General features: G+C 48.9%; 25 protein-coding genes and 1 other annotated feature. Of the genes, 3 read left to right on the top strand and 22 right to left on the bottom strand.

Annotation, left to right across the window (positions count from 1 at the left end; translation table 11 throughout):
• Positions 1-90: 90 nt before the first annotated feature.
• The 3 genes from srtB to V3C10_03565 form a co-directional block, all read right to left on the bottom strand.
• The gene (gene srtB / locus V3C10_03575) at positions 91-984 is read right to left on the bottom strand and encodes a class B sortase (GenBank protein WVP62917.1); all 894 of its coding nucleotides are present in this window, start codon (positions 982-984) and stop codon (positions 91-93) included.
• A 101-nt stretch (positions 985-1,085) separates the two neighbouring features.
• Positions 1,086-1,346 carry a DUF2164 family protein gene (locus V3C10_03570; GenBank protein ID WVP62916.1) on the bottom strand — a complete coding sequence of 87 codons (261 nt, stop codon included), beginning with the start codon at positions 1,344-1,346 and terminating at the stop codon, positions 1,086-1,088.
• Positions 1,347-1,364: 18 nt separating this feature from the next.
• A complete protein-coding gene (locus V3C10_03565; GenBank protein ID WVP62915.1) occupies positions 1,365-2,237 on the bottom strand; it encodes an AraC family transcriptional regulator in 873 nt (290 codons plus the stop codon).
• Between the two features lie 296 nt (positions 2,238-2,533).
• Here V3C10_03565 and V3C10_03560 point away from each other — a divergent pair, with 296 nt between their 5' ends.
• From V3C10_03560 to V3C10_03550, 3 genes are read left to right on the top strand one after another with little or no spacing between them, the layout of a single operon-like run.
• Positions 2,534-3,502 (top strand): alpha/beta hydrolase, encoded by a 969-nt coding sequence (locus V3C10_03560; protein ID WVP62914.1) that lies wholly within the window; start codon positions 2,534-2,536, stop codon positions 3,500-3,502.
• A gap of 20 nt (positions 3,503-3,522) precedes the next feature.
• Positions 3,523-4,005: a TRAP transporter small permease subunit gene (locus V3C10_03555; GenBank protein WVP62913.1), complete on the top strand. Its 483-nt coding sequence runs from the start codon at positions 3,523-3,525 to the stop codon at positions 4,003-4,005.
• Complete coding sequence (locus tag V3C10_03550) at positions 4,002-5,327, top strand: TRAP transporter large permease subunit (GenBank protein ID WVP62912.1); 1,326 nt, start codon at positions 4,002-4,004, stop codon at positions 5,325-5,327. The genes V3C10_03555 and V3C10_03550 overlap by 4 nt, the downstream gene beginning before the upstream one ends.
• Positions 5,328-5,467: 140 nt before the next feature.
• On the opposite strand, the gene V3C10_03545 is transcribed toward V3C10_03550, so the two are convergent.
• The 19 genes from V3C10_03545 to V3C10_03455 all read right to left on the bottom strand — a co-directional run bounded on the left by V3C10_03545 (position 5,468) and on the right by V3C10_03455 (position 26,171).
• The gene (locus V3C10_03545) at positions 5,468-6,598 is read right to left on the bottom strand and encodes a WG repeat-containing protein (GenBank protein ID WVP62911.1); all 1,131 of its coding nucleotides are present in this window, start codon (positions 6,596-6,598) and stop codon (positions 5,468-5,470) included.
• A gap of 453 nt (positions 6,599-7,051) precedes the next feature.
• Positions 7,052-7,630 (bottom strand): helix-turn-helix domain-containing protein, encoded by a 579-nt coding sequence (locus V3C10_03540; protein WVP62910.1) that lies wholly within the window; start codon positions 7,628-7,630, stop codon positions 7,052-7,054.
• Between the two features lie 62 nt (positions 7,631-7,692).
• Entirely contained in the window at positions 7,693-8,448 is a 756-nt protein-coding gene (locus V3C10_03535) for a class I SAM-dependent methyltransferase (protein ID WVP62909.1), read from the bottom strand.
• Between the two features lie 823 nt (positions 8,449-9,271).
• A complete protein-coding gene (locus V3C10_03530) occupies positions 9,272-9,598 on the bottom strand; it encodes an MmcQ/YjbR family DNA-binding protein (protein ID WVP62908.1) in 327 nt (108 codons plus the stop codon).
• 107 nt (positions 9,599-9,705) lie between these two features.
• Positions 9,706-10,803, bottom strand: a complete 1,098-nt coding sequence (locus V3C10_03525) for a penicillin-binding transpeptidase domain-containing protein (GenBank protein ID WVP62907.1) — start codon at positions 10,801-10,803, stop codon at positions 9,706-9,708.
• Positions 10,804-10,928: 125 nt separating this feature from the next.
• Positions 10,929-12,005, bottom strand: a complete 1,077-nt coding sequence (gene prfA / locus V3C10_03520) for a peptide chain release factor 1 (GenBank protein ID WVP62906.1) — start codon at positions 12,003-12,005, stop codon at positions 10,929-10,931.
• A gap of 41 nt (positions 12,006-12,046) precedes the next feature.
• Positions 12,047-13,123 carry a HemK/PrmC family methyltransferase gene (locus V3C10_03515; protein WVP62905.1) on the bottom strand — a complete coding sequence of 359 codons (1,077 nt, stop codon included), beginning with the start codon at positions 13,121-13,123 and terminating at the stop codon, positions 12,047-12,049.
• On the bottom strand, positions 13,120-14,061 hold the full coding sequence (locus V3C10_03510; GenBank protein WVP62904.1) for a DUF1385 domain-containing protein: 942 nt from the start codon (positions 14,059-14,061) through the stop codon (positions 13,120-13,122). Before V3C10_03510 ends, V3C10_03515 begins: the two co-directional genes overlap by 4 nt.
• A 149-nt stretch (positions 14,062-14,210) precedes the next feature.
• Positions 14,211-14,420, bottom strand: a complete 210-nt coding sequence (rpmE, locus tag V3C10_03505) for a 50S ribosomal protein L31 (GenBank protein WVP62903.1) — start codon at positions 14,418-14,420, stop codon at positions 14,211-14,213.
• A 227-nt stretch (positions 14,421-14,647) separates the two neighbouring features.
• Complete coding sequence (gene rho, locus V3C10_03500; protein WVP62902.1) at positions 14,648-16,465, bottom strand: transcription termination factor Rho; 1,818 nt, start codon at positions 16,463-16,465, stop codon at positions 14,648-14,650.
• Between the two features lie 122 nt (positions 16,466-16,587).
• The gene (locus V3C10_03495; protein ID WVP62901.1) at positions 16,588-17,910 is read right to left on the bottom strand and encodes a replication-associated recombination protein A; all 1,323 of its coding nucleotides are present in this window, start codon (positions 17,908-17,910) and stop codon (positions 16,588-16,590) included.
• 15 nt (positions 17,911-17,925) lie between these two features.
• Positions 17,926-18,717, bottom strand: coding sequence for a polysaccharide deacetylase family protein (locus V3C10_03490; protein ID WVP62900.1), 792 nt, complete (start codon positions 18,715-18,717; stop codon positions 17,926-17,928).
• A 258-nt stretch (positions 18,718-18,975) separates the two neighbouring features.
• Positions 18,976-19,815 carry an undecaprenyl-diphosphate phosphatase gene (locus V3C10_03485; protein ID WVP62899.1) on the bottom strand — a complete coding sequence of 280 codons (840 nt, stop codon included), beginning with the start codon at positions 19,813-19,815 and terminating at the stop codon, positions 18,976-18,978.
• Positions 19,816-19,830: 15 nt separating this feature from the next.
• A complete protein-coding gene (locus V3C10_03480) occupies positions 19,831-20,505 on the bottom strand; it encodes a uracil-DNA glycosylase (protein WVP62898.1) in 675 nt (224 codons plus the stop codon).
• 94 nt (positions 20,506-20,599) lie between these two features.
• Complete coding sequence (locus V3C10_03475; protein ID WVP62897.1) at positions 20,600-21,238, bottom strand: hypothetical protein; 639 nt, start codon at positions 21,236-21,238, stop codon at positions 20,600-20,602.
• Between the two features lie 144 nt (positions 21,239-21,382).
• The gene (gene rplL / locus V3C10_03470) at positions 21,383-21,754 is read right to left on the bottom strand and encodes a 50S ribosomal protein L7/L12 (protein ID WVP62896.1); all 372 of its coding nucleotides are present in this window, start codon (positions 21,752-21,754) and stop codon (positions 21,383-21,385) included.
• 115 nt (positions 21,755-21,869) lie between these two features.
• A complete protein-coding gene (gene rplJ, locus V3C10_03465) occupies positions 21,870-22,358 on the bottom strand; it encodes a 50S ribosomal protein L10 (protein ID WVP62895.1) in 489 nt (162 codons plus the stop codon).
• A 125-nt stretch (positions 22,359-22,483) separates the two neighbouring features.
• Positions 22,484-22,622 (bottom strand) — a sequence feature (ribosomal protein L10 leader region).
• A 182-nt stretch (positions 22,623-22,804) separates the two neighbouring features.
• Positions 22,805-24,757 carry a diguanylate cyclase gene (locus tag V3C10_03460; GenBank protein WVP62894.1) on the bottom strand — a complete coding sequence of 651 codons (1,953 nt, stop codon included), beginning with the start codon at positions 24,755-24,757 and terminating at the stop codon, positions 22,805-22,807.
• Entirely contained in the window at positions 24,741-26,171 is a 1,431-nt protein-coding gene (locus V3C10_03455; GenBank protein ID WVP62893.1) for an extracellular solute-binding protein, read from the bottom strand. Before V3C10_03455 ends, V3C10_03460 begins: the two co-directional genes overlap by 17 nt.
• Positions 26,172-26,330: the final 159 nt, after the last annotated feature.

Raw genomic sequence — 26,330 nt, 5'->3', positions numbered from 1 at the left:
GGAAATGGGCTTGTAAACGGATAACATTTACAAAAAACTTAATATTTACCGCTGTTTTTCTCTGTCTGCGGCTTTTTGTCCCTTTTTCCTTTATTCCGCCCCTTCATTTTCCCGGACCGCGTATAGGATGGTGCGGGCGTCATTGAACTCATAGCTGCATGTGACAAAGGAATACAGACCCCCGATATCTCCCTCCGGCAGTTCACGGAAACTGCAGTTTTTTGTCATCTCATCCACATAGGCGTCAAATGACTCCCGGGAAGTGAACTGTGTCCTTCTCTTCTCTCCGTCTGCGTCGCCGTACACGGCTGCTATTGTTCTCAGGTGAAGCTCCGCCTCCGGCGTATAGAGAATCACCTCCCGGTTTTTCTTAAAAAATGCCTCCTCCTTGAATTTCACAAGCTGTGCGAACATCGTCTGGTTTTTCATGTGATGCCCATAAAGAATCGAATGCAGCCCCATAAAATCGGCATCGCTGTCCATATCCAGGAAAATAGCTCCGGATGCGCTGTTTCTTCCCTCGAAATCACGTTTCAGATATGTCTCATTGTCCCCTGTCTGCACGACCGGATAACTGATATCCGTTCCGGGTATCTCCACCCAGGCGACGACATCGGGATTCACCGCCCTGAGGCTTTCAAAATCCACGGGAGAATGATAGCGTTCCGACTCCCGGGGCGCTGTCTCTTCCTCCGTCTCCCGGCTGCTCTCCGCCGTAGTTTCCGCCTGGGTCTGCTGCGTTTCCTGAAGCGCCAGCCTCCGGATTTCCTCGTCCCTGTTTCTCTGCCGGATTCCCTCCATGATATGCCCCGCAATCAATACAGCGCAGACGGTGATGAGAATCAGAAGGAATGTGTCCATGATTTTCCAGGGGCGTCTTTTATCATGCGCTTTCTTTTTGTCCATGCCGGGCCGATCTTTGTTTCTGTCCGGCCTCTTTCCGTCTCTGTTTTTACTGCTTTTATCTCTTTGATTTTCCTCCATCCGGGCGACTCACCTCCATTCCTGGGCTTAATCCACTTGCCCTATATGGCCGTCGGGATCAAAAAAACGGACCACGCATTGTCCCATCGATGCTCGAATACTCAGATATTCTTATATAAGCCGTAATAATCCGACTCCATGTTCTCACTCACCTGCTTATGCCATCGGAAGGCGTCGTCCAGCGCCTTATTGTAAATAACCGGCCCCAGTGTTTCGAGGAAAAAGTCCATGATCTGCTGTTCCTCTATCATTCCAATTTCTTCTCCCCTTACATCCAGATAGAATGCCTTTATCTCCTCTGTAATTTTCTTTTTTTCCGCATCTGTCAGTGACAGAATCTGAACCGGTTTTCTTTTTGCCAAAGTATTTCTCCTTCCAAATTATTCTTCCGCCTTCTCCTCCAGCGGAATCCGGCCGTTCCTCTCCCTGTATTCGCTGGGAGTACAGCCGATTCGTTTTGTAAACATATTGGTAAAATGGGTCGGGTTATCATAACCGACGCGTTCCGAAATCTCCGTTATGGTCAGATCCGATTTCAGCAGGTACTCTGTTGCATAGGTAATCCGGCAGTGAATCAGGTAATTAATCGGAGACATATGATAGGCCTGGGTAAAAATCCGGCTCAGATGTGACGGACTGATATTAAAGTGGCTGGACAGCGATTCCAGGGTAATCTTCTGTTCCCTGTTGTCCTGGATGTAATTCAGGATATCACTCAGGGAATATTTCGACGCAATCCTCAGCGTCATGGTCTCATTGGTAAACAGAATCCGGGTAAGCTCCAGCAGCCCCAGGCATATGGACTGGAATGCTCCGTCCGCGATGCCGCCGTTGGCATGGTGGATATTAAAAAGCAGCTGCAATGTACTCTGAATATAGGGAAGACAGTTAAGACCCGATGTAACCGCCAGCCCCAGGCCGCGAAAGAACGTCTGGAATTCGCCATCCTCCGGCGTATTCTTAAACCGCAGGGTATAATACTGCATGCCAATATCGTCATCCGCCGTAAAACGGTGGGCGATGCCGGGCGGAATGATGATAACGGAACCGTTTTTCACGGGAAAGGACTGGTTATCAATCACAAGATGACCGCATCCGCTGGTGATAAACGCGATCTCATAAACATCTTTATGGTCGTGCCACGGGTATGTCCAAAGCGGCAGGTTATCAATATAGCACATATGGGTAATCTCTACAAACGGCTGCTGCCGGTAGGGATTATCCTTTTCTGATTTATAGTCGTAGATCCACATATGAACCCTCCTTCCCACTCCACCAATTATAACAAGAAGAAATTTTTTTGACAATAAAATTGGGAACCCTGTCGGGTGAAATAGAAAAATAATTCGGTAAATGAGAAGATAATTTGGTCAAAACATTCAGCTCCGGTTTTTATCCCCTTAAATCCGTATACAAAATGATAAGTTTCTTAAGCAAGATAGTAAGATCCTTTGTAGAATAATTCCAAATTCGACTATATAATGTGATCAGTTAAAAAAGACGGCTTTCGGAAGGGAACAGAAATCCCTCCTGAAGGAAAGGAGAAAAAATGTATTCTGCAACAAAGGAGGATGTGCTCCGCACAATTCCCGGAAGTGAGACAATCCCCAGGAGCACCGATTTAAGCGGGTTTTCCCGTTCTTATACTGACCTGCCGTATTCCAGCGGTTCTGCCGCACAGAAGCTCAACATCGTACTGCCGAATGAAGGAGAAGGGCCTTATCCGGTCATCATGTTCATCCACGGAGGAGGCTGGCTGACCGGTGATAAAAACCATGTCCAAACCCAGCAAATCTACCGGCTTTTGTATGCCGGATATGCAGTATGCTGCATCAATTACAGGCTCTCGGACGAAGCCAAATGGCCTCTTCCCCTGTATGACTGCAAAGCTGCCGTCCGTTTTCTGCGGGCCAACGCCGCAAAATATAATCTGGATACGGAACGGATTGGCGTAGCGGGCAATTCTGCCGGAGGCCATCTGGCCGCCATGATGGGTACGACAAACGGAAAGGCCCGGTATGAAGATTTGACGATGGGCTGCGCGGACTATTCCAGCAGTGTCCAGGCCGTCTTCATCTGGTTTGGTGTTTACGACTTTGTAAATTGGGCCGAAGACTGCATGAAAACGTATCCGGACCGCAGTTTTGACTATGAATCCGGCGCCGAGGCATTTATGTTCGGACACTCACTGAAAGAGCATCCTGAACGTCTTAAAGATGCCAGCCCCATCTGTCATCTGGACAGCCGGACGGTACCGTTTTATGTGGAACACGGAACGGGGGATCATGTGGTTCCTTACTGTCAGTGTGAAAGATTTTATCAGAAGTATACCGAACTTCTGGGGGACAGCCATATTTCCATCCGCCTTTTCGATGGTGCGGAGCACTCGGATCCCGCTTTCAAGACGGATGAAAATGTGTTCGAATTTGTTAAGTTTTTTGATCAATATGTGAGAAGGATTCCCGAGCGCGGGTATTTTCTGCTCGGTACGCCGGGGGACTGCGAGACGACCATATAGAATGGAAGGAGACAAGGGTTATGGAACAAAAGAAAGATTTTCTGGACGAACTGGCACAGAATCTGATGTTGATTATGATTGTCATTGCATCGGTCTGCACCCTGCTCAGCGTGGTGTTTCAGTTTATCTCGGAAGACATCAGGACATTATTTATGCAGTTTTCTTACTATGCTTACGGCTGGATGGTATTTCTGGCTTTGGGGCCTGCGGTGAAAAGAGCCGCCTTTATGCGGATCGACATGGTGGTCGGCCTGTATCCGGAGGGCATTAAAAACTTTCTGAAGATTTTCTGCGACGTGGTCCTGTTCATCATGATGATTTTAATGTGCTGGTTCAGCATTCAGAATCTGCTGAACGCCGTTTCCACCGGAGCCGTCAATGCTAAAACACCTGTACTTCCCCTGGCAGCGGCATATGCCGCCCCGGTTGTGGGCTACGCACTGGGAGCGGTCGCTTATATCGTACGGTTTACCCAGGCAAAGAAAGGAGGCGCTGAATTATGACAGCTATATTTCTGATACTTTTCTTCTGTGGATTAATCTTCGTAGGAATGCCCATTGCCGGATGCATCCTGGTATCGGCCGCCAGCATTCCGCTGTTCATGGGCGCCGCCTCGCCTCTTACGTGGACGCAGGTGGCCGGTGAGGCAATCAACGGCGCAGTCGCCAATAATGTCGGGCTGACCATTGTACTTTTCATGGTGGCCGGTGAATTTATGGCCAGAGGAAAACTGACCGATAAAATCTTTGATACTTTTTCCTATTTCTTCGGAAAGAAAAAAGGATTTATGCCCATTATCTCCATTGCAACCTGTATGTTTTATGGCGCTATCTCGGGCTCCGGCCCCGCCACAACTGCGGCTGTCGGCGCAATGTGTTACCCGATGCTGGTCGGCATGGGCTATGATAAATTCTTCAGCGCCAGCATTCTGGTGTCGGCCGGCTGTCTTGGAATGGTCATCCCTCCCAGCGTGCCGCTGACCGGAGCCGCCGGACTGGCCGGAGGGCTGGAACTGGTTCCCCTGTACCAGATCGCGGCCGTCGGCGGTGTCTGCGCCGGTCTCCTGCTGATTGGCTATGCCTATCTGCACTGCTGCCTGAAAAATGACGGCGATCAGGTGAAAATCAGCGCCGCCGTCGACAAGCTCCACGAACAGAGCTTTGGTTCTCTCTTTAAGGACAGTATCTGGGCGCTTTTGACTCCGGTCCTGATTCTGGGCACAATCTTCAGCGGCATTGCCGATACGGCCCAGGCCGCGGTTCTGAGTCTGGCTTATTCAATGATAGTGGCAATTTTTGTATACCATACAATCCGGGTGGAGGATGTCGTTCCGATTCTGAAGAAATGCGTAATGAATGCCGCTCCCCTCTGCTTCCTGATTGCCCTGTCCAATGTATTTTCAGCGGCCATGAGGGGGCTGGACATCCCGGCCAGCCTGGCGGGCGCACTGATAAGCTCCGGCGTTTCCAGCACGCTCCTGATTCTCCTGATTCTGGCGTGTATGCTGATTCTGGGCGCGTTCATGGACTGCGGCGCTGCGATGACAATCCTGGTCCCGCTGTTTGCACCGGTCATTATCAGCTTCGGGATGGATCCCTATACGGCCATCGTTGCAATTATCATGTGCCAGGCGGTCGGCCTCTGCAGCCCGCTCTGCGGCCTGTGTATCTTTGTCATGTGTCCAATTGTGGGCTGCACCATCGGTCAGTTGGGCAAATACGTCATCAAACTGAGCGCCCTGATTGTGTTTGTCTCCGTGGTGATGGTACTGATTCCATCTCTGTTCTCATGGGCTACTTCAGGAGCATTTATCCCGGCTCTGTGATGAAATTATAAACTCGGATCTGTTAAATACTCCCAACCAGGGAAACTCAATATGCCTCTCTTAAGCCGAAACTTAAGAGAGGCATATTTGTAAGGATAAAAGGGAACGCTGCCTTTTTAAATCAGTGGTTCCAGGCTCAATCAGCGGAGCCGGATCGTCTCGATTACCTGATTGTCTGCCGCGCTGACATCCATAAAATCTACCGTTCCATCCTTCCTCACCTCCGAAAACCGCCTGGGCCCACAGTAATAAGTGCTGGGAGCGTCTGGAGCCGGATCGGGATTCGCATATTTTTCTGACGGCTCTACCACATAGTTTCCATGAATGTCAATGATCCCCCACTGTCCGCCTTCCACGTCAAACATGGAAATGGTTCCGCCGTCCTCTGTGAAGGGACGGAGGCTGCCCCCGGCCAGGACAGAGGCGTAACCGTTGGAAAAATCGCTGACATACCCATATTCGCAAGGGATTGCAATGTCCCCGGACTGATCCATAAATCCCATCAGGCCCGTATTCATGTCCCGGACCGCCATCAGGCCGTCGCAGTAACATTTTCCATTTTCCAGATAGCGGTAACCTTCCCGCCGTCTCGTGAGTTTGAAATCCTCATTATAGAATGTGACTGTATACTTCTGGTCATCGGCGATCATATAGCCGTCCGGAACCTTTGTTACAATCTGATGTGTGGCGCCCTTATCGTAGCTGAGCACAGGATGATACAGATCATCAGACTTTGACACATGCACCGTTCCGTCATACTCAAAAATCAGGTAATCTCCGGCCGAGTAGAGCAGATTATCCCATCTGCGCACCCCCAGCGTCTTCCCTCCGTCCAGCCTTTCGAAACTGCGGGACTGGGAATTGTAATCAATGCTCCCGCAGCCATTCCCGTCCTTCACGGCTGTCCCCGCGGTCAAGGCGCTGGCCCACTTGTATCTCCCCTCCACAAGATCCGGAACTTTCTCGTATGATTTTCCGTCCTTTTCAAAAAATCTCTCAGAAGAGAGAGCCCCGTCGGTATATCCATCCTCCGAACCGCCCTGACTGCCCGTATCCTGTGCATGTTCACCGGCAGCGCCCGGTTCCGCATTATGATTTTCATTTTCTCCTGTACACTGAACCGCTGCCTGCTCCGTACTCTGGGATGCCTCCAATGCGGTACTCTGTGCCGCTGCCGGTTCTGATGAGGGCCGTGCCGTCCCCGGCTTCCCACATCCATATAAAACTGCCGCTGTTCCTGCAATCAGCAGAATATGATACATTCTGTGCATAATCTCCTCCTTATTGCAATCTATTCGCTATTTTTATTCCACACGGTTATGTGTTATTTCAATCCAATGTTCCGCTTTCTCTGATTATCTCATATGTGATTCTAAAAACCAATTAAGTTTTTATTACTGTTTCTACTTTTTCGTTCTCCGGCATGATAAAAGAAATACATCAAAATAAAACTATTGTATTCATGGTTGTGTCAAGGTAATAACAAATTACATCGGCAAATAGCCAGACAGAAAGTAAATATCAACATCTGGCCTGGGATATTCCTTCCCTAAAAGGAAAAAAGAATCCCCGAAGAGTTGCCGCTCTCCGGGGATTCGCTTGTTTTGCAATGCACATACTCTCTTTACTCTGCTGACATTATCATGCACCACTGCCTGACATATGTCAATACTATATAGTTTTTACGTTTCCTGTCATATATACCTCATTAATTATCTGACAATTCACTGCACCCACACTCCATCCCGGCTGCACCCAAAATAGAATTTACCGCCGCGCATCCGCGGCATTCTCACTTCACCGCTCTGTTCCGGGTAAAGGCGCACCAGGTGAATGCTGTTGTAATTTACGTATGCTACAAAGCTCAAATAATGTTCCTTTGTCATTTCATGCTCAAATGTGATATAAGATTCGCCGTCAATTTCCTCCAAATGGAGCCTGTGTATTCCGTCTGCTTTCTGCGGCGCCTGGGGCGCCAGCTTCCTTCCGCAGCAGGAAATCTCCGCTTCCCCTGTGGCTGTCAGTATATTGCCGCAGTCGGGGCAGATGTAAAATTTAATCCGTTTCATGTTTCCTCCGTCTTCACTGTTAGGGTCAAGCTGCCCCGTCAGTATCTTCTCAATGTTTACCCCCAGGGCTGCAGAAAGTTCTCCAAGCAGCGAAACATCAGGGCATCCCATACCTCGTTCCCATTTGGAAACAGCTTTGTCGCTTACCAGGATCATTTCAGCCAGCTGTTTCTGTGTATATCCTTTTTCCTTCCGCAAAGACGATATGAGCGTTCCCACTTTTTGATAGTCCACTTCTTTCTACCTCCTGTAAATCTGTACAAATTCAGTATAAACAAGAACGGCGGATCATTCAATCAACGCTCCGTAGAGTTTGAGCACCGCTTTACTGCACTGACAATCAGCATCATCGGGCGGCGCATCTCATCCCTCATACCCGGGACCGTATCAATCATGTGGGCTGGCGGCTGCGGCTCCACAATATTTTTAATTTCAAAACCGTTTGTGAGCAGGCCGTTCAGATAAGTTGTCAGGGTCTTATGGTACTTTACAACATCCTCACCCAGGAAATTAGCGGTTCTCTTTCCCTCATAATAATAATTATCTACCGGAAAATGGAGAATCTCCCCCTTCTCATCATAATACCAGTCCTGTGTCCCGTAAGCGGTAAAAACAGGATGCTCCACCGAGAACACAAAACTTCCGCCCGGCTTTAAAAAGGCCTGTACCTTCTTTGCCACGGCGTCAAACGATTCAATATAATGAAACGCCAGGGAACTTAACGCGATATCAAAGCTCTCTGCTGGAAAATCCATGTCCTCCATGGCCACGCACTGATATTCCACCTGAGGGTATTTCGTCTTCTCCCTGGCAACTTCCAGCATCTTTGTGGAAATATCAATCCCCACGGCCGAATCGGCTCCCTGCTCCATGGCGTAAATGCAGTGCCATCCGTATCCGCATCCAAGATCCAGCATGCGTTTTCCCTTGAAATCGGGAAGCAGCTCTTTTAAAGTCTCCCATTCGCCGGCGGCAGTCAGTCCTCCTTTGGAGCGGTCCATCTGGCTGTATTTCTCAAAAAATATGTCATTGTCGTATTTATTCTCTTTCATGGTTGTTCTCCTTTCTATATAAGGATTTAACTGAGGTGAGGAGGACGCGTCCGGAACGGACCATGTCCGGTGTGGTGAGGGGGCTGGCTGAGTCTTTTGTCCCCGATTGGAGGTTGTCGTGAGGGGGGAATCCGGCCGGAATGAATTGTTACGGGGACCGCTCGCGCTTTTTGGAGTGCGCAGCGGTGCCAGGCTCGAAAAGACCTCGCCAGGCACCGGCGGACTCCCATATCCCCTGCACAATTAATTCCGCCTCCTTCCCCCGTCAGGTTATCGCCGGGGACAAAAGACTCAGGCGGAGATTTTCGCGCCACCGGATATGGTCCGCTCCGGCCGCTGATTGTCTCTAACCTTAAATGGGGAGGGTCCTGTCGCGGCCACTACGAAGCTGCAACAATTTTACGTTCTGACGGTATCTCACCAAACCAGTCAGAGACCAGATAGCAGATATTTTGAAGCATTCGTAGGAACATAGTGGTTGCGACGCTCCTCCTCCCCCTTGAAGGAATAAGAACAATTCAGCGGCCGCAGGCCGGGTTTCGGGATGGCGAAAACCAACGCGTCTTCAGTCCCGGTCCATAACCTACCGGTGGGGAAGAAGGGAGAAAAAGATTCCGGAGGGAACCTGGGAGTCCATCGGCACTTACCGAGGTTTTTTCGAGGTTAGTGTCCGCTATGTACTCCAAAGAGCGCAAGCGTTTCCCGCAGGAACTTTTTTGCCCGGATTTCCCACCCGCGACCAAACTCAAACCGGGACTGAAGACTCACAACCTCCCCTCACCATCCCGCCCCCGACCGTCCCGGCGGCGTTCTCATTCCTCAATTAAATCGTCAAATCATAACTTTCCCCTATCATCCTTTTCACTTCCTCCTCCGGAATCGTACCATCCATTATAATGGAATTCCAGTGAACCTTATTAAGGTGATAGGCAGGTATCACGGACTTATAAACACTGCGCCAGAAATCTCTCCAGTCAGGGCTGCATTTCACATTAACCCAAATATGGCCATCCCGCTCAAATATCCATGCAAAAATCTTTTTATTCTCTTTGTGACGCATGACCGTCCAGCCCGGATCATGGAACGGCTGATCTTCATAAACATTCTTAAATGTGCGGCAGTAGCGGATTATTTCCTCTCTGTTTTTCATTTTTCCACCTTGTTCCTATCTCAATACATTGATTATACTCTTCGTGAAGGTCCGGTACAGCGGTAATCTCCGTTTGTTCATGCACTCCCCACAGTGAGCGTTACTGTTTATCCGGTGGGCGGCAGCTGGTGATCTCTTATCAGTTCAATGGCTATTCTCTTTGCGTCGGTGCTGGAAAAGTCTCTATTGTCTGTTCCCCCCAGGTAAACGCAGAAATAGGTCTTTTCTTTTCCCGTATCGGCAAAACCGGTAAACCATGCATCGGCCACGATTCCGGATGTCTTCCCGAGTCCTGTTTTACCATAGATTTTAACATCAGGAAAACCGGAATCGGTTATCAGCATTGCGTCTCTCAGCAGTGCCAGTTCCTGCTCTTTATAGGATGAATCGTTACTAAAAATGCGTTCCAGCACTTCCACCTGCTCTTTAGGCGAAATTTTCAGTGATGACTCGATCCAGAAGCCGGTCAGGGAACGGTTGCTGTTATTGTTGTTGAGGCGTCCTTCCCAGTCTGAGATATCGCGGTTTCCATAGTTGAGTTTGTCCAGTTCTTCCTGAATCGTCTCCGGTCCCAGTTCATCGGTGATTTTTCTGAAGTACCAGACACAGGAGGTTTGAAAGGCGTCCTTGAAACCGATATCCCTGTTCCATTTGTCGTTCCAGAATGTCTCTCCGCTCCACCTCCGGACGGAATTCTCCTCCGAGATAACGCCATTCTTAATACCAATCAAAGATGATATAATCTTGAACGTAGAGCAGGGTGATCTTCTGGTATTGCATACATTCTCATTATAGATCTGATATTTGTTCTCATTGGGAAGATAGATTACCGCGCCTCCGTTTAACCCCTGAAAATAGGACGACCAGTCTTTTTCTTCTATCGCGGGTTCTTTCTTCACCGCTGCGGATGCATCTGATAAAGCTGAAGCATCCGGCTGCGCAGAACCGCCCGGCTGTGTCAGCTCCCCCGGCAATATCGGGCCGGCCGGCCCGGTCATCAGCTCACGCTCCTCACCGTAGGACTCTGCCGTTCCGGGTTCCCCCGTCTGCTCTTCTCCTTCCGGAATCACCACATCTCTTCCGTCACTTATACTGCTTTTTTCCGCAGTATTGACGGTTAATTCCTGCATATTGCTTTTACAGGCAGTTAACGATATGGATAATGCAAATATCAATAAAAATGGTAACTTTCCTGTTTTTTTCATCTTACAATCCTCATCTTTATCTGTCAACACGGCAGCCGACAAACAGTGCACGGACACACTTTCCCGTGATGTTAAAAATCGCCCCATTTTCTCATAAAATGGAGCGATGATAATAACAATGATTTTTAAATCTGTTCGTTCAGTTTACTTAACTTCGCAGCCTGGTCGGCGGCAATCAAACTGTCAATCAGCTCGTTTAACTCCCCGTTCATAACGGAATCAATCTTATAGAGCGTCAGCTTAATTCTGTGCTCCGTCACACGTCCCTGAGGGAAATTATAGGTGCGGATTTTCTCGGAACGGTCCCCCGTGCCAATCTGGCTGCGGCGTTCCTCCGCCTCCTGGCTCTGGCGCTTTTCCAGCTCCATATCAAACAGCTTGGAACGGAGCAGGCGGAATGCCTTCTCTTTATTCTGAAGCTGTGATTTCTCGGTCTGGCTGTAGATTACGATTCCCGTCGGCATATGGGTCAGACGGACGGCCGAATCGGTGGTATTAACACACTGTCCCCCATTACCGGAGGCACGCATAACATCAATACGGATATCCTTGTCGTCAATCACTACGTCGAACTCCTCGGCCTCGGGCATAACGGCAACGGATGCGGTGGACGTATGGATTCTTCCTCCAGACTCTGTCTCGGGTACACGCTGCACGCGGTGTACGCCGCTCTCGTATTTCATCTTGGAGTAAGCTCCCTGGCCTGTAACCATGAATACCACTTCCTTGAAACCGCCGATTCCATTCTCATTAACACTGACAAGCTCCGTCTTCCAACGGTTGCTCTCCGCAAAATGCACATACATTCTGTAAAGTTCCGAGGCAAAAAGAGCCGCCTCATCGCCGCCGGCTCCGGCGCGGATTTCCACCATTACGTTCTTTTCATCATTCGGATCCTTGGGAAGCAGAAGGATCTTCATCTCCTGCTCCAGTTCCTCTATTCTCTTCTTTGCTTCGGCCAGTTCCTCCTTGGCCATCTCACGCATCTCCTCATCGGACTCCTCCTCCAGAAGAGCCAAGCTGTCTTCCACATCCTGGTTTGCTTTCTTATACTCTTTATACGCCTCCACAATCGGCGTCAGATCCGCCTGCTCTTTCATCAGCTTACGGAACCTTTTCTGATCCAGCGCCACATCCGGGCTGTTCAGTTCTTCCATCAGCTCTTCAAAACGAATCAGCAAATCGTCCAATCTGTCAAACATGGTAACCTCCTGCGTTATTTATCACGCTTCCAATTTATAAACTATCTGTTCCAGCGCGCTTTGACCACACGGTCAAGCCCCGGTTCATCCCTGATTATCTCAATGTCACAAAACCCGGCCGTAGCCAGGAGCTGGCCCACCGCCGCAGCCTGATCATATCCGATCTCAAAGTAAATCATACCGTCCTTTTTCAGGTAGGCACCGCTCTGCCAGGCCAAACGCCGGTAAAAATACAGTCCGTCGCCGGAACCGTCCAGAGCCAGCCTCGGCTCATGATCCTTTACCTCAGGTTCCAGCCCGTCAATGACCGAAGACGGGATATAAGGCGGATTTGATACAATAATATCATATTTATCGCTCTGATCCAGGCTGGAGAACAGATCGCTCTCCACAAGAAACAGCTCTCTCTTCCTGACTCCCGGCACCGCGGCGATTCCCGGTTCCCTGGCTCTCACCGCCGCTTTCGTTCCCTCTCCAGAGGCGGACTGCCGCTCTCCTTCAGAAGAATCTGAACGGTAAACGTACGTGCTCATCTTAAGCTTCCACGGAGTTTCCGAAAGTAACGTAGACTCCGAACGGACCGTTCCCTTCTGGACGAGGAAATGACGGCGCGCATTCTTCTTCGCTACTTTAAGCGCTGCCCTGGATATATCGGCGGCCATTATCTTTTCATAGGAACCCAGCACCGCCAGACTGACGGCGATACATCCTGAACCCGTACACATGTCAAGGATTGAGATATCCCTGCCTGGGTGCTCTTTCAATACCGTCTCCACCAGTTTTTCCGTATCCTGCCTGGGTATTAAAACATTCTCGTTGACCGTAAACTCCAGCCCCATAAATTCCTGGTTGCCGAGAATATGCTGGATCGGAATACGCGACGCTCTTTTTTCAAGATATTCCTGATAAACCGGACCGGACTTTGAGAGTATCCGCCCATCCACCGGCCGGTTTTTATCCATCAGAAAATGCACCCGATCAATGGAGAAAGCCGCTTCCAGAAGATACCATGCGTCCAGTTCCGCATCCGCCACTCCGGCATCCTGAAGACAGTTTTTCCCTTCCTCCAGCAGCTGCTGCCAGGTGGGCCCCTTCTCTTCTCTCAGAAATGTAGTCATAATTTCGTCTCCGGAAAATTCTCCTTTAAATATTCTTTCCAGTCAAACACGGCTTCAGTCGCCGCAATGGCCACCTCTATCATGCTGTCGTCCGGCTCTGTTGTCGTAAGTCCCTGCATCCACATTCCCGGACGGCTGACAAGATCCATGAATTTTGAGTTGCTCCTGCCCGCCTTCTGCAGTATCTCATAAGACACACCGGCGATTACAGGAATCAGGATAATCCGGCTCAGCATCCTGAGGCCGATATTATCAATCCGTATCACCATAAAGAACAGGATACTGATTATCATGACGATCAGGAGAAAACTGGTTCCGCATCTTTTATGTTCCTTGGAACTCGCCCTGACATTCTCCACCGTAAGAGGATGACCGTGTTCCACACAGTTAATACACTTATGTTCCGCTCCGTGGTACATGAAGGTTCTTCTGATGTCCTCCATCCTTGAAACGAGCTTGATATATAAGATAAAAATTGCGATTCTGATTACGCCTTCCAGAACGGCCATCACATGTTCCGATGCAATAAATGATTTAAAAAAGTTGGCAATCACCAGAGGAAGAAGCATAAAAATTCCGATTGCCAGGATAAAAGAAAATACCATTACAATCGTCATAATCACGCTCTCCAGCTTTTCACCGAATACATGGTCCAGAAACTTCTCGAACTTCCCCGGTTCTTCCTCCTCATCGTCCTCAAAAAAGCTGGCTGAATAGGTCAGGGTCTTCATTCCCAGGATCATTGAATCGGCAAACCTGAATACCCCCCTGATAAATGGAAGGGACAGAATCTTTGCTTTCGCCGTGATGCTCTCATAATTGTCCTTCTTGACCTCAATCTCTCCATCGGGTCTGCGGACCGCCACCGCATAATCGTTGCGGTTCATCATCATAATTCCCTCAATGACGGCCTGGCCGCCAATTCCTGAATATTTCATTCGCTATACTCCTGCCTGCAAAACGGCTTGACATCTCAAACAACGAAAAAATACGCTCCGCGGATTTTTCATTGCCAATCAATAAAATTTAAAATAAAAAGGTTGAGTTTAATGTCGCCACTAAAACCCAACCCTTACATTGTTCAAACTTATTTGTCTGCATTCATACCGTACTTACGGTTGAACTTATCAATACGTCCACGGGCTGCAGCTGCTTTCTGCTGTCCTGTGTAGAATGAATGGCACTTGGAACAAACCTCTACGTGGATGTCCTTTTTTGTAGAACCTGTTACGAACTCGTTGCCACAGTTGCAAACAACTTTTGCCTGATAATAGGCTGGATGGATTCCTTCTTTCATGATTTTCACCTCTCTGATTTTTCTTGTGCGATTTCCGACCGCCGTTTTTGTTACTATATTAAAGCCTTGCACACCCATGTTCCGCTCTTCCATCGTCTAAGCAGACCATCAATCGTAAGGACGACTCACGCAGATGTCAAAACTACCGTCTAATTATACAGCTTATCCAGTATACCATATGAATCCATGAATTGCAAGCGCTTTCAAAGTGAATTCAACGAATCAAATCAGAAAAAACGCCTCTTGCGGGTAATCTCCACAAACTCCTGATTATTTCTCGTTTTTGCAAATAAATCCAGGATTTTCTCCACCGATTCTTCCGATTTCTGGGTATTGGTCGCCTTATGGATGATATCCACGGCCTCGGACTCTTCCTGCGTCAGCAGCAGATCGTCCCTTCTTGTGCCCGACTTTAAGATATCGATGGCCGGGAAAATCCTCTTCTCCGACAGCTTGCGGTCCAGGACAATCTCCATGTTGCCGGTTCCCTTAAATTCCTCGTATATAACATCATCCATACGGCTGCCCGTATCGATCAGTGCCGTAGCCAGAATTGTCAGGCTGCCGTTCTCCCTCATATTTCTTGCAGCTCCGAAGAAACGCTTCGGCATATGGAGCGCCGCCGGGTCAAGACCGCCGGAAAGCGTACGTCCGCTGGGCGGGACCACGAGGTTGTATGCCCTGGCAAGACGTGTGATGCTGTCTAACAGGATCATGACATCCCTTCCATGCTCCACCAGGCGCTTGGCCCTCTCAATTACCATCTCGGACACTCTCTTATGGCGATCGGGAAGTTCGTCGAAGGTAGAGTAGATAACCTCCACATTCGGTCCCGTGATGGCCTCCTTGATATCCGTAACCTCCTCAGGACGTTCGTCGATCAGAAGGATAATCAGGTGCATCTCCGGATGGTTTACCGTAACCGCCCTGGCAACCTGTTTTAACAGTGTCGTCTTACCTGCCTTGGGCGGCGAAACAATCATGCCTCGCTGTCCCTTTCCTATCGGTGAAAGCAAATCCATCACACGCATGGCGGTGGAATTCTTAGAACCTGGCATCTCCAGATGGAGACGGCTGTTCGGGAAAATAGGAGTCAGGTTTTCAAAGTTCGGCCTGCGCTCCACCACGCTGGTCGGGTATCCGTTGACCGTATTAATATAAAGTAAAGCCGCAAACTTCTCCGTGGCTGTCTTCACTCTTCTGCTGCCGCCTACGATATCGCCCGTCTTCAGGTTAAAACGTCTGATCTGGGACGGAGCCACATAGACATCGTTCTCCCCCGGAAGGAAATTCTCACAGCGGATAAATCCAAAGCCGTCCGGCATTACTTCCAGAATACCATCCGCCTGAATCCCGCTGTCAAGCTCCTGGAAATCCGTCTTAGGCTCATCACTCCTGCCCTGGTAGTCATTCCTCGGCTGGCTCTCCGTGCGCTGCTGGTAATCACTTCTGGACTGGCCGTCCCCCCGCTGCTGATAGTCGCCTCTGGACTGGCCATCGCTCCGCTGCTGGTAATCGTTTCTCGGCTGGTCACCGCGCTGCTGGTTATCGTTCCTGGACTGGCCGTCTCCCCGCTGCTGGTAATCGCTTCTGGACTGGCCGTCCCCCCGCTGCTGGTAATCACTTCTAGGCTGGCTGTCACTTCGCTGGTTATCGCTTCGCTGCTGGTAATCGCGCTTGCGGCCGTCATCCCTGTTGTAGCGGTTTGTCTCTCTCCTTGGAGCATCGTCTTTTCTTTCATCCCTGACGTTTCTTTTGTTACTGCGCGGTTCCTGGCCTGCGGTTTCCGTAAACTTTACATCCGGCCTTTTGTCTTCCGCCGCCTTTTCGGCCGCCGTCTCAGGTAAAACGGGCGTTAAGCCGCTTTCCCCGCTCTCTGCATCGCCCTTCTCCTGCGTATCTTTGTCCGCTGCTTTTGCGCCGGCTATTTCACACAGCCTGTCTATAATTTCTGCTTTTTTAAGGGCGGTCACGCCTTTAAGCCCCTGTGCCTTTGCCAGTTCTCGAAGCTGTGTCAAAGGAAGGGTCTGCAATTTTTCTCTCATACAACTCTCCTTGATTTGTTAAGTTTTGATTTTTTATTGGGGATTATTAAGAAATAAGAAACGTCGGAATTACTTTTCTTGTCTTCTTATTATATACCATTTTTGGAAAATTGCAAATTTTTTTATTCGGATTCCTTTAAAAAGCGAAGCCATTCCCCGATCTTTTTCTCATAGCCGTTTTCTGTAGGCCGATAGAAGGAGGCTCCCTCCAGTCCGTCCGGCAGATACTGTTGTTTTACATAGTGATTCGGATAACTGTGGGCATACTTATAGTCAAGTCCCCGCCCCAGCTTCTCCGCCCCCTGATAATGCCTGTCCTGGAGGTGTACCGGCACGGGAGCCGCCGCAGTATTCCGCACGGCTGCCTCCGCCTCTTCAATCGCCACGCAGGCCGCATTGCTTTTCGGTGCGCTGGCCACATAGGTGACGGCCTGGGAAAGTACGATTCTGGCCTCCGGCATTCCAAGCCGCTCTACGGCCTGAGCCGCATTGACGGCCACTACAAGAGCCTGCGGATCGGCATTTCCCACATCCTCGGATGCGCAGATCATAATTCTTCTCGCTATAAATTTAATGTCCTCGCCCGCATAGAGCATCTTTGCGAGATAATAAACGGCGGCATCCGGATCAGATCCCCTCATACTCTTAATAAATGCAGAAATCGTGTCATAGTGATTATCTCCGCCTTTGTCATAGCGCACCGCACGTTTCTGAATACACTCCTGGGCTACGTCCAGAGTGATGTGAATCAGTCCGTCCTCCGACCGTTCGGTCGTCAGCACTCCCAGTTCCACCGCGTTTAAGGCCGCCCTGGCATCGCCTCCCGCCATATCCGCCAGGAAATTCAGGGCATCCTCGGAAATGTCCGCTTTGTAGCTTCCCATTCCCTTTTCCTTATCATAAACCGCCCGTTTCAGCAGTTCGTAGATGTCTTCTTTTTCCAACGGCTTCAGTTCAAAAATCCTGGAACGTGAAATAAGAGCACCGTTGACCTCAAAATAAGGGTTCTCCGTCGTCGCTCCGATCAGCAGCAGCGTACCATCCTCCACAAAGGGGAGCAGATAGTCCTGCTGGCTCTTATTAAAACGATGAATCTCATCCACAAACAGGATCGTCTTCTGTCCGTACATCCCCAGCGCATCTTTCGCTTCCTGCACGACCTGCTCCATATCCTTCTTTCCCGCCACGGTTGCGTTAAGCTGCCTGAACCTGGCGCTGGTCGTGCCTGCAATTACCTTGGCGAGCGTAGTCTTTCCGGTTCCGGGAGGGCCGTAGAAAATAATGGAACCGAGCTTATCCGCCTTGATCGCCCGGTACAGCAGTTTGTCCTTCCCTATAATATGTTTCTGTCCAACCACCTCATCCAGTGTGGCAGGGCGGAGCCTGGAGGCCAGCGGCGCCTCCTTCTCCATCGTGTTGCTTCTCATATAATCAAATAAATCCATAGTATCCCTCTGTCCTTAATCAATCAGCAGTTCATCCACTGTAACAAAAGTATAGCCCTGCTTCGTCAAAGTGTCAATGGCCGCAAGCGCCGCATCCACCGACGTTCCGAACACGTCGTGCAGCAGGATTACTTCGTGTTTTCCCACGTTTTTGCAGATGTGTTTGAGCACCTTCTGCGAGTTCTGGCTCTTCCAGTCCAGGGTGTCGATATCCCAGAAAACCGGTGTCATCCTGACGCACTCCTCCAGCTCATCATTCCATATCCCGTACGGCGGCCTGATGTACTCGGGCGCACTGCCTGTAATTGCCTTTATCATCTCATTCGTCTTGATAATGTCGGCACAGGCGGCCTCCGTGGTTCTCTTCGTCAAATCCACGTGGCTGTAACAGTGTGTTCCAATCAGATGTCCGTCTTCCGCCATCTGTTTCACCAGTTCTTCATTGCCCGGTATGTTTTCTCCGACCAGAAAAAAGGAGGCTTTTATCCCTCTCTGTCTGAGTCCGTCCAGCAGCTTTTTCGTATAAATGGAATGAGGGCCGTCGTCAAACGTCAGAGCCAGCAGTTTTTCATTCTGTTGTCCCGGCTGCGTCTCTTTCTCCACGCCTTTTTGCTTTTCCTTCTGCTTTTCTTTTTGTTTTTCCTTCCCCTGCCCTGCGGAATCCGGTTCATCCGGCTCTGCCGATGCCTGCACTCCTGTCCTGTTTCCGTAAGCTGAAACAAAATCTCTGACTGCCGAAAAACAAAAACAGGCCAGAAATACATCCATCACCATTGTGAGCATCAGCAAAAACACTTTTCTTTTCACATGCGCTTCCCTCTTCTGCCTTCCGCCGCCATTATTAATCAATATATGCAACGGCCGCCGCCATCAGAATTGCAAACATGAAAAAGAATTAAGAGCCGCACTCCCGCAGCTCCCGAACCGGATTCGGACGCCCGACGTTATCTTACGTCGGAACACGAAAAGCACGCTTCGAGAACTTTTCATTGCCACTCAACAAAAATCACGGACAGGGAAGAAACGTGCCCAGAGCGCAGTTCCTTCCGTATCCGTGAATCAAATTTAAGATGCCAGTGCCGAGATGCCGAAATAAGATAAAACAATAAGTCCAAGTATAATCCTGTAATAACCAAAGAATTTGAAATCATGACGTCTGATATATCCCATTAAGAATTTAATCGAATATACCGACACGGCAAAGGCAATCATCATGCCAAGAAGCAGGTAGAATACTTCATATCCCTTAAAAGCTCCGCCTTCGATAAAGAATTTCACAATTTTTAAGAGGCTGGCTCCGAACATAACCGGGATTCCGAGGAAAAATGAGAACTCGGCCGCAGCGCCCCTCGAACAGCCGATGAGCATGGCTCCCAGGATGGTAGCTCCCGAACGGGAGGTGCCTGGTATCAACGCAAGTACCTGGAAGCAGCCGATGATGGCAGCCGTCTGAAAAGAAATCTGTGTCACGCGGTCAATCGGGAACCTGGCATTCTGATTCCTTTTCTCCAGCAGGATAAAAAATACGCCGTAGATAATCAGCATAGCCGATACCACATAACCGTTCAGCAGCTTGTTCATAAAATTGTCAAGAGGAAGCCCCACCACCGCTGCCGGAATGCAGGCCACAATAATCTTTGCCCAAAGCCGCAGCGTCCCTCTCTTCTGGGCTTCCGACTTTCGGCTGGAGAACGGATTCAGCTTGTGAAAATACAGAACAAGCACCGCCAGGATGGCTCCCAGCTGAATCACCACCATGAATACTTCGCGGTATGCCTCGCTGACATCGAGATGAATAATCTCATCCACCAAAATCATATGGCCGGTGCTGCTGATAGGAAGCCATTCCGTGAATCCTTCCACAATTCCCAGCACGATGACCTTTAAAATTTCTACAAAACTCATGCTTTTTCCTTTCCACTATATATTTTCAATCTGCCAGTCTATTGGTTCCAAACCATTTTCTTTCAGATATTCATTCGTCTTGCTGAAAGGTTTGCTGCCGAAAAATCCTCTGTACGCAGACAGCGGGCTCGGGTGCGGCGCCTCCAGGATCAAGTGTTTTGGATTCGTAAGCATCGGTTTTTTCATCTGGGCCGGTCTTCCCCAAAGAATAAACACCATCGGCCGGTCCTGCTCCGCCAGAATCTTTATGGCTGCATCGGTAAATTCTTCCCAGCCGATTCCCCTGTGGGAGTTGGCCTGATGCGCCCGTACGGTCAGCACCGTATTGAGCAGCATAACGCCCTGCTCCGCCCATTTCTTAAGGTATCCGTTGTTAGGGATATAGCAGCCCAGGTCCTCCTGAAGCTCCTGATAGATATTGACCAGGGACGGCGGTATCTCCACATCCGGCTTTACCGAAAAACACAGGCCGTGTGCCTGTCCCGGGCCGTGATAGGGATCCTGTCCCAGTATTACCACCTTGACCTTGCCAAGAGGTGTAAAATCAAACGCATTAAATATATCATTGGCATCCGGATAAACGGCCCTTGTCTGATATTCATGCTTTACTGTCTCATATAATTTTTTATAATATGGCTTCTTAAATTCGGCCCCGAGAGGCACAAGCCAGTCATTGCTGATCGCTCCCATGTATCATGCACTCCTGTCTCATATTTTGTCGGTACTGCGGTATACTTCCACAGCCTTCTTAACAAATTTTATCACAGTCGTGGAGCATTCACAATCATTTATCGGCACATTTCACGATAAATTCCAATGAATCGACGGCAACCGGTACAGCTCTCTCCCTTATTTCCTCCGAAACCTGGGCGAGTTTTGCATTCACCCGGTACATCTGCGCCTTCCTGTTAAAGAATACCGTTTTTTCAAACGGCCAGCGTATTACGGTCGGGGTCTTAAAACCTTCCCCCAGCTCCAGTACCAGCAGACGGTGGCCTAGCGTTCCTGCAAGCCACTCCTTATACCGGTTCCACCCCGGCAGATAACCTTCCTCGATATAGTGTTCCGCCTCTATCGTATTGCCGATCAGAGGAGCCCCGCAATGGGGACAGAGGCCGGCCGCAATCTCATCCTTTTCCCAGATATCCTTCGTACATGCATCCCGGCACTGGAACCAGTTCACATTACCGCAGGGAGCCGTAATCCTCTCCGCATTCAGGGGACTCTGAAAAATCCGGCCGTCCGTCACGGTTGTCACGATAAAATAATCTTTTCCCTCCGTCAGCCTGTATAAGGCCCGGTATGCCTCTTTTACATCGGATTCCTTCGCTTTTCCCCATTCGGCTCCGATTCCAATCAGGACATATTCACAATCCTTCAAATTTTCCCGCAGATTATCCACAATTTTATCATACTCTTCCATATCCGCCCTCCTGTCATCTATACATAAGAACCTCAAAGGGTCACTGTTATTTTGTGCCCGGTAACGCCAAAAGAGCCCGCAACGCATGGAAACCACACGCCACAGACTCTTTTATTGTAATGCAAATTAAGCTGGATTGCAAAATTATTTTAATGTAACTTTTGCGCCTTCTGCTTCTAATTTTGCCTTTAAGTCTTCTGCTTCCTCTTTGGAAACGCCAACTTTTACAGCCTTAGGAGCGCTGTCAACTACTTCTTTAGCTTCTTTTAAGCCAAGGCCTGTAGCTTCACGAACAACTTTGATAACTTTAACTTTGTTAGCGCCAACTTCTGTTAACTCTACGTCAAATTCTGTCTTCTCTTCTACTGCTTCTGCTGCGCCTGCTGCTGCAACTACAACGCCTGCTGCTGCGGATACACCAAACTCTTCTTCACATGCTTTTACTAAGTCGTTTAATTCTAATACGGATAATTCTTTAATAGCTTCGATAAATTCAGCTGTTGTTAATTTTGCCATTTTAATGTTCCTCCTGTAATTTTACTATTTAATATTTATGCACAGCTTTTCTGTGCTGTCTCTGCTGCCCTAAGCAGCTTTACAATTCTTTCCGTCTTGATTTCCCGGATGGAAATTATGCCTCTTTGGACTCTGCGATCTGATTGATAACGCGAGCAAAGTTGGTAATTGGGGACTGGATGCTTCCAAGCAGTTTTCCAAGAAGAACTTCTCTGGACGGGATGGTTGCGATAACCTGCATTCCCTTTGCATCGTAGTAAGTATCTTCAACAATACCACCTTTGATCTCCAACTTGTCTGCTTTCTTTGCGAATTCAGCTAAAATTCTTGCCGGTGCTGTTGCATCTTCTTTGGATACAGCTAAAGCTGTAGGTCCTTCCAGATTAGGCTCTAAAGCTTCGAATGCAGTTCCCTTAGCAGCAAAGCGAATCATCGTGTTCTTATATACTTTATAAGAAACGCCTGCTTCCCTTAACTGTTTACGGAGCTGTGTATCCTGCTCTACAGTCAGACCACGGTAGTCAACGACTACTGCTGTCTTAGCACCGTTGAATAATTCAGAAATTTCAGCTACAACCGGCTGTTTTAATTCAACTTTTGCCATGAATGGTTTACCTCCTGTATTATTTAATCTAACCGCCTGGTAAACGTATTTGACGACCCATAAAATGCTCATCGCATCCTACCGGTATCAAACAACGAAAAGTCCGCTTCGCGGGCTCTTCATCGACAACCAATAAAAAGCCTCTTTATCCGTGAAGACAAAGAGGCGCAAACTTACACATTTAATATGGTATGTTCCCTCGGCAGGCGTTTTAACCTTATGCCTCACGGCACCTGCTGTCTTCGGCAGTTAACACTAAGATAAAATACCATATTTATTCGGATTTGTCAAGGGGATTTTTTAATTGAGATGCGAGGACGCCTCTGGGAGACGGCGGACGGGGGAGCAGGAGGTTGGATATGAGTCTTCAGTCCCGTTTATAGGTTGAGGTAAGGGGGAATCTGGAGAATGACTATCCGGCGGCGTTCTCATACCTCAGGAAATTTTCACCTCTGTGTTTTTCCCTTGAGCCTTCGTTTATTCCGATACATATAGGCATCCGCCCTGGACAGCACATCCTTCGGCCCCATATCGCGGCCCGGAGTGTAAAAGGCGTATCCTGACGCAATGGATGCATTGAATTCTCTGGTCCGGCTGTACTCTTCCATTAATTTCTTAATCGTTCCGATTCCATCCACCGCTTTTGCGGCATCGCTTTCTTCCAGGTATACGGCGAATTCGTCTCCGCCTATCCGGTAGACCCGGCCGCTTGGGAAGGCATCCTGGATGGCTTTGGCCGCTGTCCGGATATATTCATCGCCCATATCGTGGCCGTATCTGTCATTGACGCTTTTCAAATCATTTAAATCACACATGACAAAGCCTATTTTCCCGGTGCCGTCAAAATCGTCCCGGATGTGTTCCATCTTCTTTTCAAAAGCCAACCTGTTTTTAACTCCCGTCAACCCGTCTCTGTCACGTTCTACCTTAAGCGCCTTTGTCTGCAGAACCTCATCTGTCACATCTTCGACAACGCACCGGACCGTACCGTCTGCGGATCTGCGGGTGATTTTAAGCCACCGGCCGCCGGCCTTATTATTCACTTTGAAAATACCGTCTTCGCCGGAACTCTCAAGGTTCTTTAAGAATTCCGCAAACTTTGTCTTATCTCTGGTGAAATTCCGTTCCTGCTCCCGGGTCAGACCAAGGAGTCCCGGAACCTGGCTCGTCATAAACACGCCACCCGAGTGGGAACGTATCTCAAAAACTCCTAAAGGAAGTTCGGACAGCTCCATCAGTTTCGCATGCCTTGTAAACCACATGCTGACAAATACCGCAATAATAAGACCGATGGCTGTCGACATTACAAGCGCATATACCAGTATTTTTTCTATCTTTTTCGGAAAATGAAGCAGGACCGGTTCCTCCATCATCCCCATCAGGTACCATCCCTCATTCTCAAATGGCGTATTATGGTAATACATGCCCATCTGGCTGATGCAGGCATATATTCCATGATTGCTGTTGTGATTTAAGAGACGGTAAATACCGTTCTGCTCATCCAGGCATTCCAGTTTAAGCGGTCCCCCTTGGTCCAGCATCCGCTTCTGTACGGCTCCATGGGTGACGGAGAGTTCAAGCCCATCCTCCATCGAACCGGTTGCAATGGCATAACCATAAGAACCGTTGGACTGCAGATCATTTGCCGGCAGAAAGCTGTACATATAGTTAACTGATATCTCAACTCCGAACACCGCCGCCACTTTACCATCGTCGCCGAACAGGGGGATGGAATACGTGATAACCTCCTCATCCTGTGGATTTACCCTGAAGGGAAGGCTCCAGTATCCCAGCCATCCCGAGCGTCCGTACTTCATTGCGGCTTCATACGGTTTATCGAAAAAATTCCGGTTGCCGTCAGTCAAATTAAGCCTGAAACTCCAGTTTGCGGTTGTTGCAATCTCCATTGTCTCGGCCACGTTCCAGGGACCTGTCAGCATATAGACGTTGGCATTATCCTCTCCCGCCTTCTCAGGGTTATTATTCCGGAAATAGAGCGCGGCCAGAGAATTATCCGTTTTTCCCTCATCCGGCAATATCAGAAATGCTCCCGTGGTCTTCGTATGGAAGAGTGCATCCAGCACCGTCGGAGCCAGAGCTTCCAATACCTCGTTTTCCCGCCCGGAAATGTCCGGATTATCCATGCTTTCGAGATAACGGCTCATCCGTTCCGTATCATACTCGAAATTCGTCCAGATATTCTCCATCTCGTTTTCCAGATTATTCTTCTGTCCGTTTACCTTCTCGGAAAAAATCCTGTACTCATTTTGCTTTGCCCTTGTCAGAACGCCGCTGCCAACCATAATGCCGGTCAGCAGAACACTTTGGAAGACAGCAAAACAGACAAATACCACTGCTAAATTAAATGCAATATTCCTGCTCCTAATCTTTTTCCCCATCTGTTATACCAGCCATTTCTTTAATAAGAGAATCATACCACCGGTTAAAAAAATCATCCGATAACAGATCCGACTGCACATCTTTCTTTATTTCCCCGTTTCCGATCCGTCTCTTCATTACCTCCAGGGCTTCGACCGTTTTATTTTCAAGTGACTCTGCAAAATACTTATTCTTATCATAGGAACCTTCAAAAGCCTTTTTAATGTAAAACGGCCTTTGTTTTCTGGCATCCAGAAATACACAGATGCTGCTGCCAATTGCATCCGCATTATTTGTCCTGTCGACGTGATTTAACAGCTCCGGCACGGATTCCAGAGCTTTTTCCTCCACAGGCAGATATCCGGTAGCTACTGCAAAGCGTATATTCTGTTCGGGCGCCGTAAACCACTTAAGAAATTCACAGGCCGCCTTCTCCCGCATCCCGTCGGAGGCAAAGATGCCCATATTGGCCCCTCTCTGTGTCATATACCCAACTCCCCCGTCAAACGTAGGGTACGGAAAGCATTCACACTCGATCGGGTAGGACTTCTCCTCATCTTCTATCACTTCGCCCGGGAAAAAACCGGCTCCGGCCGATGAACCGATATAGGCCATCAGTTTTCCGCTCTTGACGCCGTCCTGATTATATTCCCGGCTCTCATACCATCCCATCACATGAGGTACATAATAAGCCTCCCACGCTCTGCGGGCCGTCTCCCTGGAAAATTCAAAATTACCGCTGCCGCTGTAAATTGCCTCCCCAAGCTGAGCCGCTGCCATGACTGAAAAATCATTGTAATAATTCATGCCAAGGAATGGCTTTCCTCCGGACCATCCGTAGTAAAGCTCCGCCACTTCCGCCAGCCCTTCCCAGGTTCCAAGCTGTTCTGTCGACGCGCCTGTCTCCGCTGAAAAGCATTCCCAGTCGGTCCTGTTCAGATATAAAAGTTCTGTCGACTTTGCCACAGGGATCATCTTATGATTCCCCTCTTCATCCCACACACCCTCTTCCAGAAACTCCGGCTGGTACTTCTGCAGCTCTTCTTCCGTAAAATATCGTTCCAAAGGTACTAACGGGGCTATCTGATCCAGCCTGTAAGCGCTGTCCGGATAGGATGCAAATATATCCGGGAGAGGTTCCGATCCTATCATGCGGTTGGCGGATGCATACAAAACCTCCTCCAGCTCATCGCTGGAGCCATATCCCTTGGCATCTACGATAATATTCTTCTCCATCCCTACCGTATCATTGAACTCCTGAAGCAGTTTATCAAACTGCATCTTCGCCACGGCATTATAAGAGTGCCAGAGTGTAATCACCACCGGCGAATCGGGCTTCGGCACCGTCTGTTCTCTCTTGTTACATCCTGCAATACCACCAAGCAGCGTAAGCGTTATCAACGATATCATAGCATACATTTTTTTCTTCGTCATATCTTTCCATCACCATCTTCGCCCTTTTGTCTCCGTCTATACTATCTAAGTATACAGGATTGCATCCCTGATGTCTATTATCATTGCAATTAATGCCAAAAGCACTCTGCACAGATTTTTTATTGCAAAACAGTCAAAAAACCGGAACAAAAGCGCATG

Origin of the sequence: [Clostridium] symbiosum (genome assembly GCA_036419695.1) — a bacterium.
Lineage (GTDB): Bacteria > Bacillota > Clostridia > Lachnospirales > Lachnospiraceae > Otoolea > Otoolea symbiosa_A.
Note: the sequence above shows the minus strand (reverse complement) of the source record. Positions and strands in the feature narration are given on the sequence as shown.

What these genes read in the sequence shown, in the direction of transcription:
- srtB (WVP62917.1), bottom strand. Translation starts at nt 984, where the DNA reads ATGGAGGAAAATCAAAGAGATAAAAGCAGTAAAAACAGAGACGGAAAG.
- V3C10_03565 (WVP62915.1), bottom strand. Translation starts at nt 2,237, where the DNA reads ATGTGGATCTACGACTATAAATCAGAAAAGGATAATCCCTACCGGCAG.
- V3C10_03560 (WVP62914.1), top strand. Translation starts at nt 2,534, where the DNA reads ATGTATTCTGCAACAAAGGAGGATGTGCTCCGCACAATTCCCGGAAGT.
- V3C10_03555 (WVP62913.1), top strand. Translation starts at nt 3,523, where the DNA reads ATGGAACAAAAGAAAGATTTTCTGGACGAACTGGCACAGAATCTGATG.
- V3C10_03550 (WVP62912.1), top strand. Translation starts at nt 4,002, where the DNA reads ATGACAGCTATATTTCTGATACTTTTCTTCTGTGGATTAATCTTCGTA.
- V3C10_03545 (WVP62911.1), bottom strand. Translation starts at nt 6,598, where the DNA reads ATGCACAGAATGTATCATATTCTGCTGATTGCAGGAACAGCGGCAGTT.
- V3C10_03535 (WVP62909.1), bottom strand. Translation starts at nt 8,448, where the DNA reads ATGAAAGAGAATAAATACGACAATGACATATTTTTTGAGAAATACAGC.
- V3C10_03530 (WVP62908.1), bottom strand. Translation starts at nt 9,598, where the DNA reads ATGAAAAACAGAGAGGAAATAATCCGCTACTGCCGCACATTTAAGAAT.
- V3C10_03525 (WVP62907.1), bottom strand. Translation starts at nt 10,803, where the DNA reads ATGAAAAAAACAGGAAAGTTACCATTTTTATTGATATTTGCATTATCC.
- prfA (WVP62906.1), bottom strand. Translation starts at nt 12,005, where the DNA reads ATGTTTGACAGATTGGACGATTTGCTGATTCGTTTTGAAGAGCTGATG.
- V3C10_03515 (WVP62905.1), bottom strand. Translation starts at nt 13,123, where the DNA reads ATGACTACATTTCTGAGAGAAGAGAAGGGGCCCACCTGGCAGCAGCTG.
- V3C10_03510 (WVP62904.1), bottom strand. Translation starts at nt 14,061, where the DNA reads ATGAAATATTCAGGAATTGGCGGCCAGGCCGTCATTGAGGGAATTATG.
- rpmE (WVP62903.1), bottom strand. Translation starts at nt 14,420, where the DNA reads ATGAAAGAAGGAATCCATCCAGCCTATTATCAGGCAAAAGTTGTTTGC.
- rho (WVP62902.1), bottom strand. Translation starts at nt 16,465, where the DNA reads ATGAGAGAAAAATTGCAGACCCTTCCTTTGACACAGCTTCGAGAACTG.
- V3C10_03495 (WVP62901.1), bottom strand. Translation starts at nt 17,910, where the DNA reads ATGGATTTATTTGATTATATGAGAAGCAACACGATGGAGAAGGAGGCG.
- V3C10_03485 (WVP62899.1), bottom strand. Translation starts at nt 19,815, where the DNA reads ATGAGTTTTGTAGAAATTTTAAAGGTCATCGTGCTGGGAATTGTGGAA.
- V3C10_03480 (WVP62898.1), bottom strand. Translation starts at nt 20,505, where the DNA reads ATGGGAGCGATCAGCAATGACTGGCTTGTGCCTCTCGGGGCCGAATTT.
- V3C10_03475 (WVP62897.1), bottom strand. Translation starts at nt 21,238, where the DNA reads ATGGAAGAGTATGATAAAATTGTGGATAATCTGCGGGAAAATTTGAAG.
- rplL (WVP62896.1), bottom strand. Translation starts at nt 21,754, where the DNA reads ATGGCAAAATTAACAACAGCTGAATTTATCGAAGCTATTAAAGAATTA.
- rplJ (WVP62895.1), bottom strand. Translation starts at nt 22,358, where the DNA reads ATGGCAAAAGTTGAATTAAAACAGCCGGTTGTAGCTGAAATTTCTGAA.
- V3C10_03460 (WVP62894.1), bottom strand. Translation starts at nt 24,757, where the DNA reads ATGGGGAAAAAGATTAGGAGCAGGAATATTGCATTTAATTTAGCAGTG.
- V3C10_03455 (WVP62893.1), bottom strand. Translation starts at nt 26,171, where the DNA reads ATGACGAAGAAAAAAATGTATGCTATGATATCGTTGATAACGCTTACG.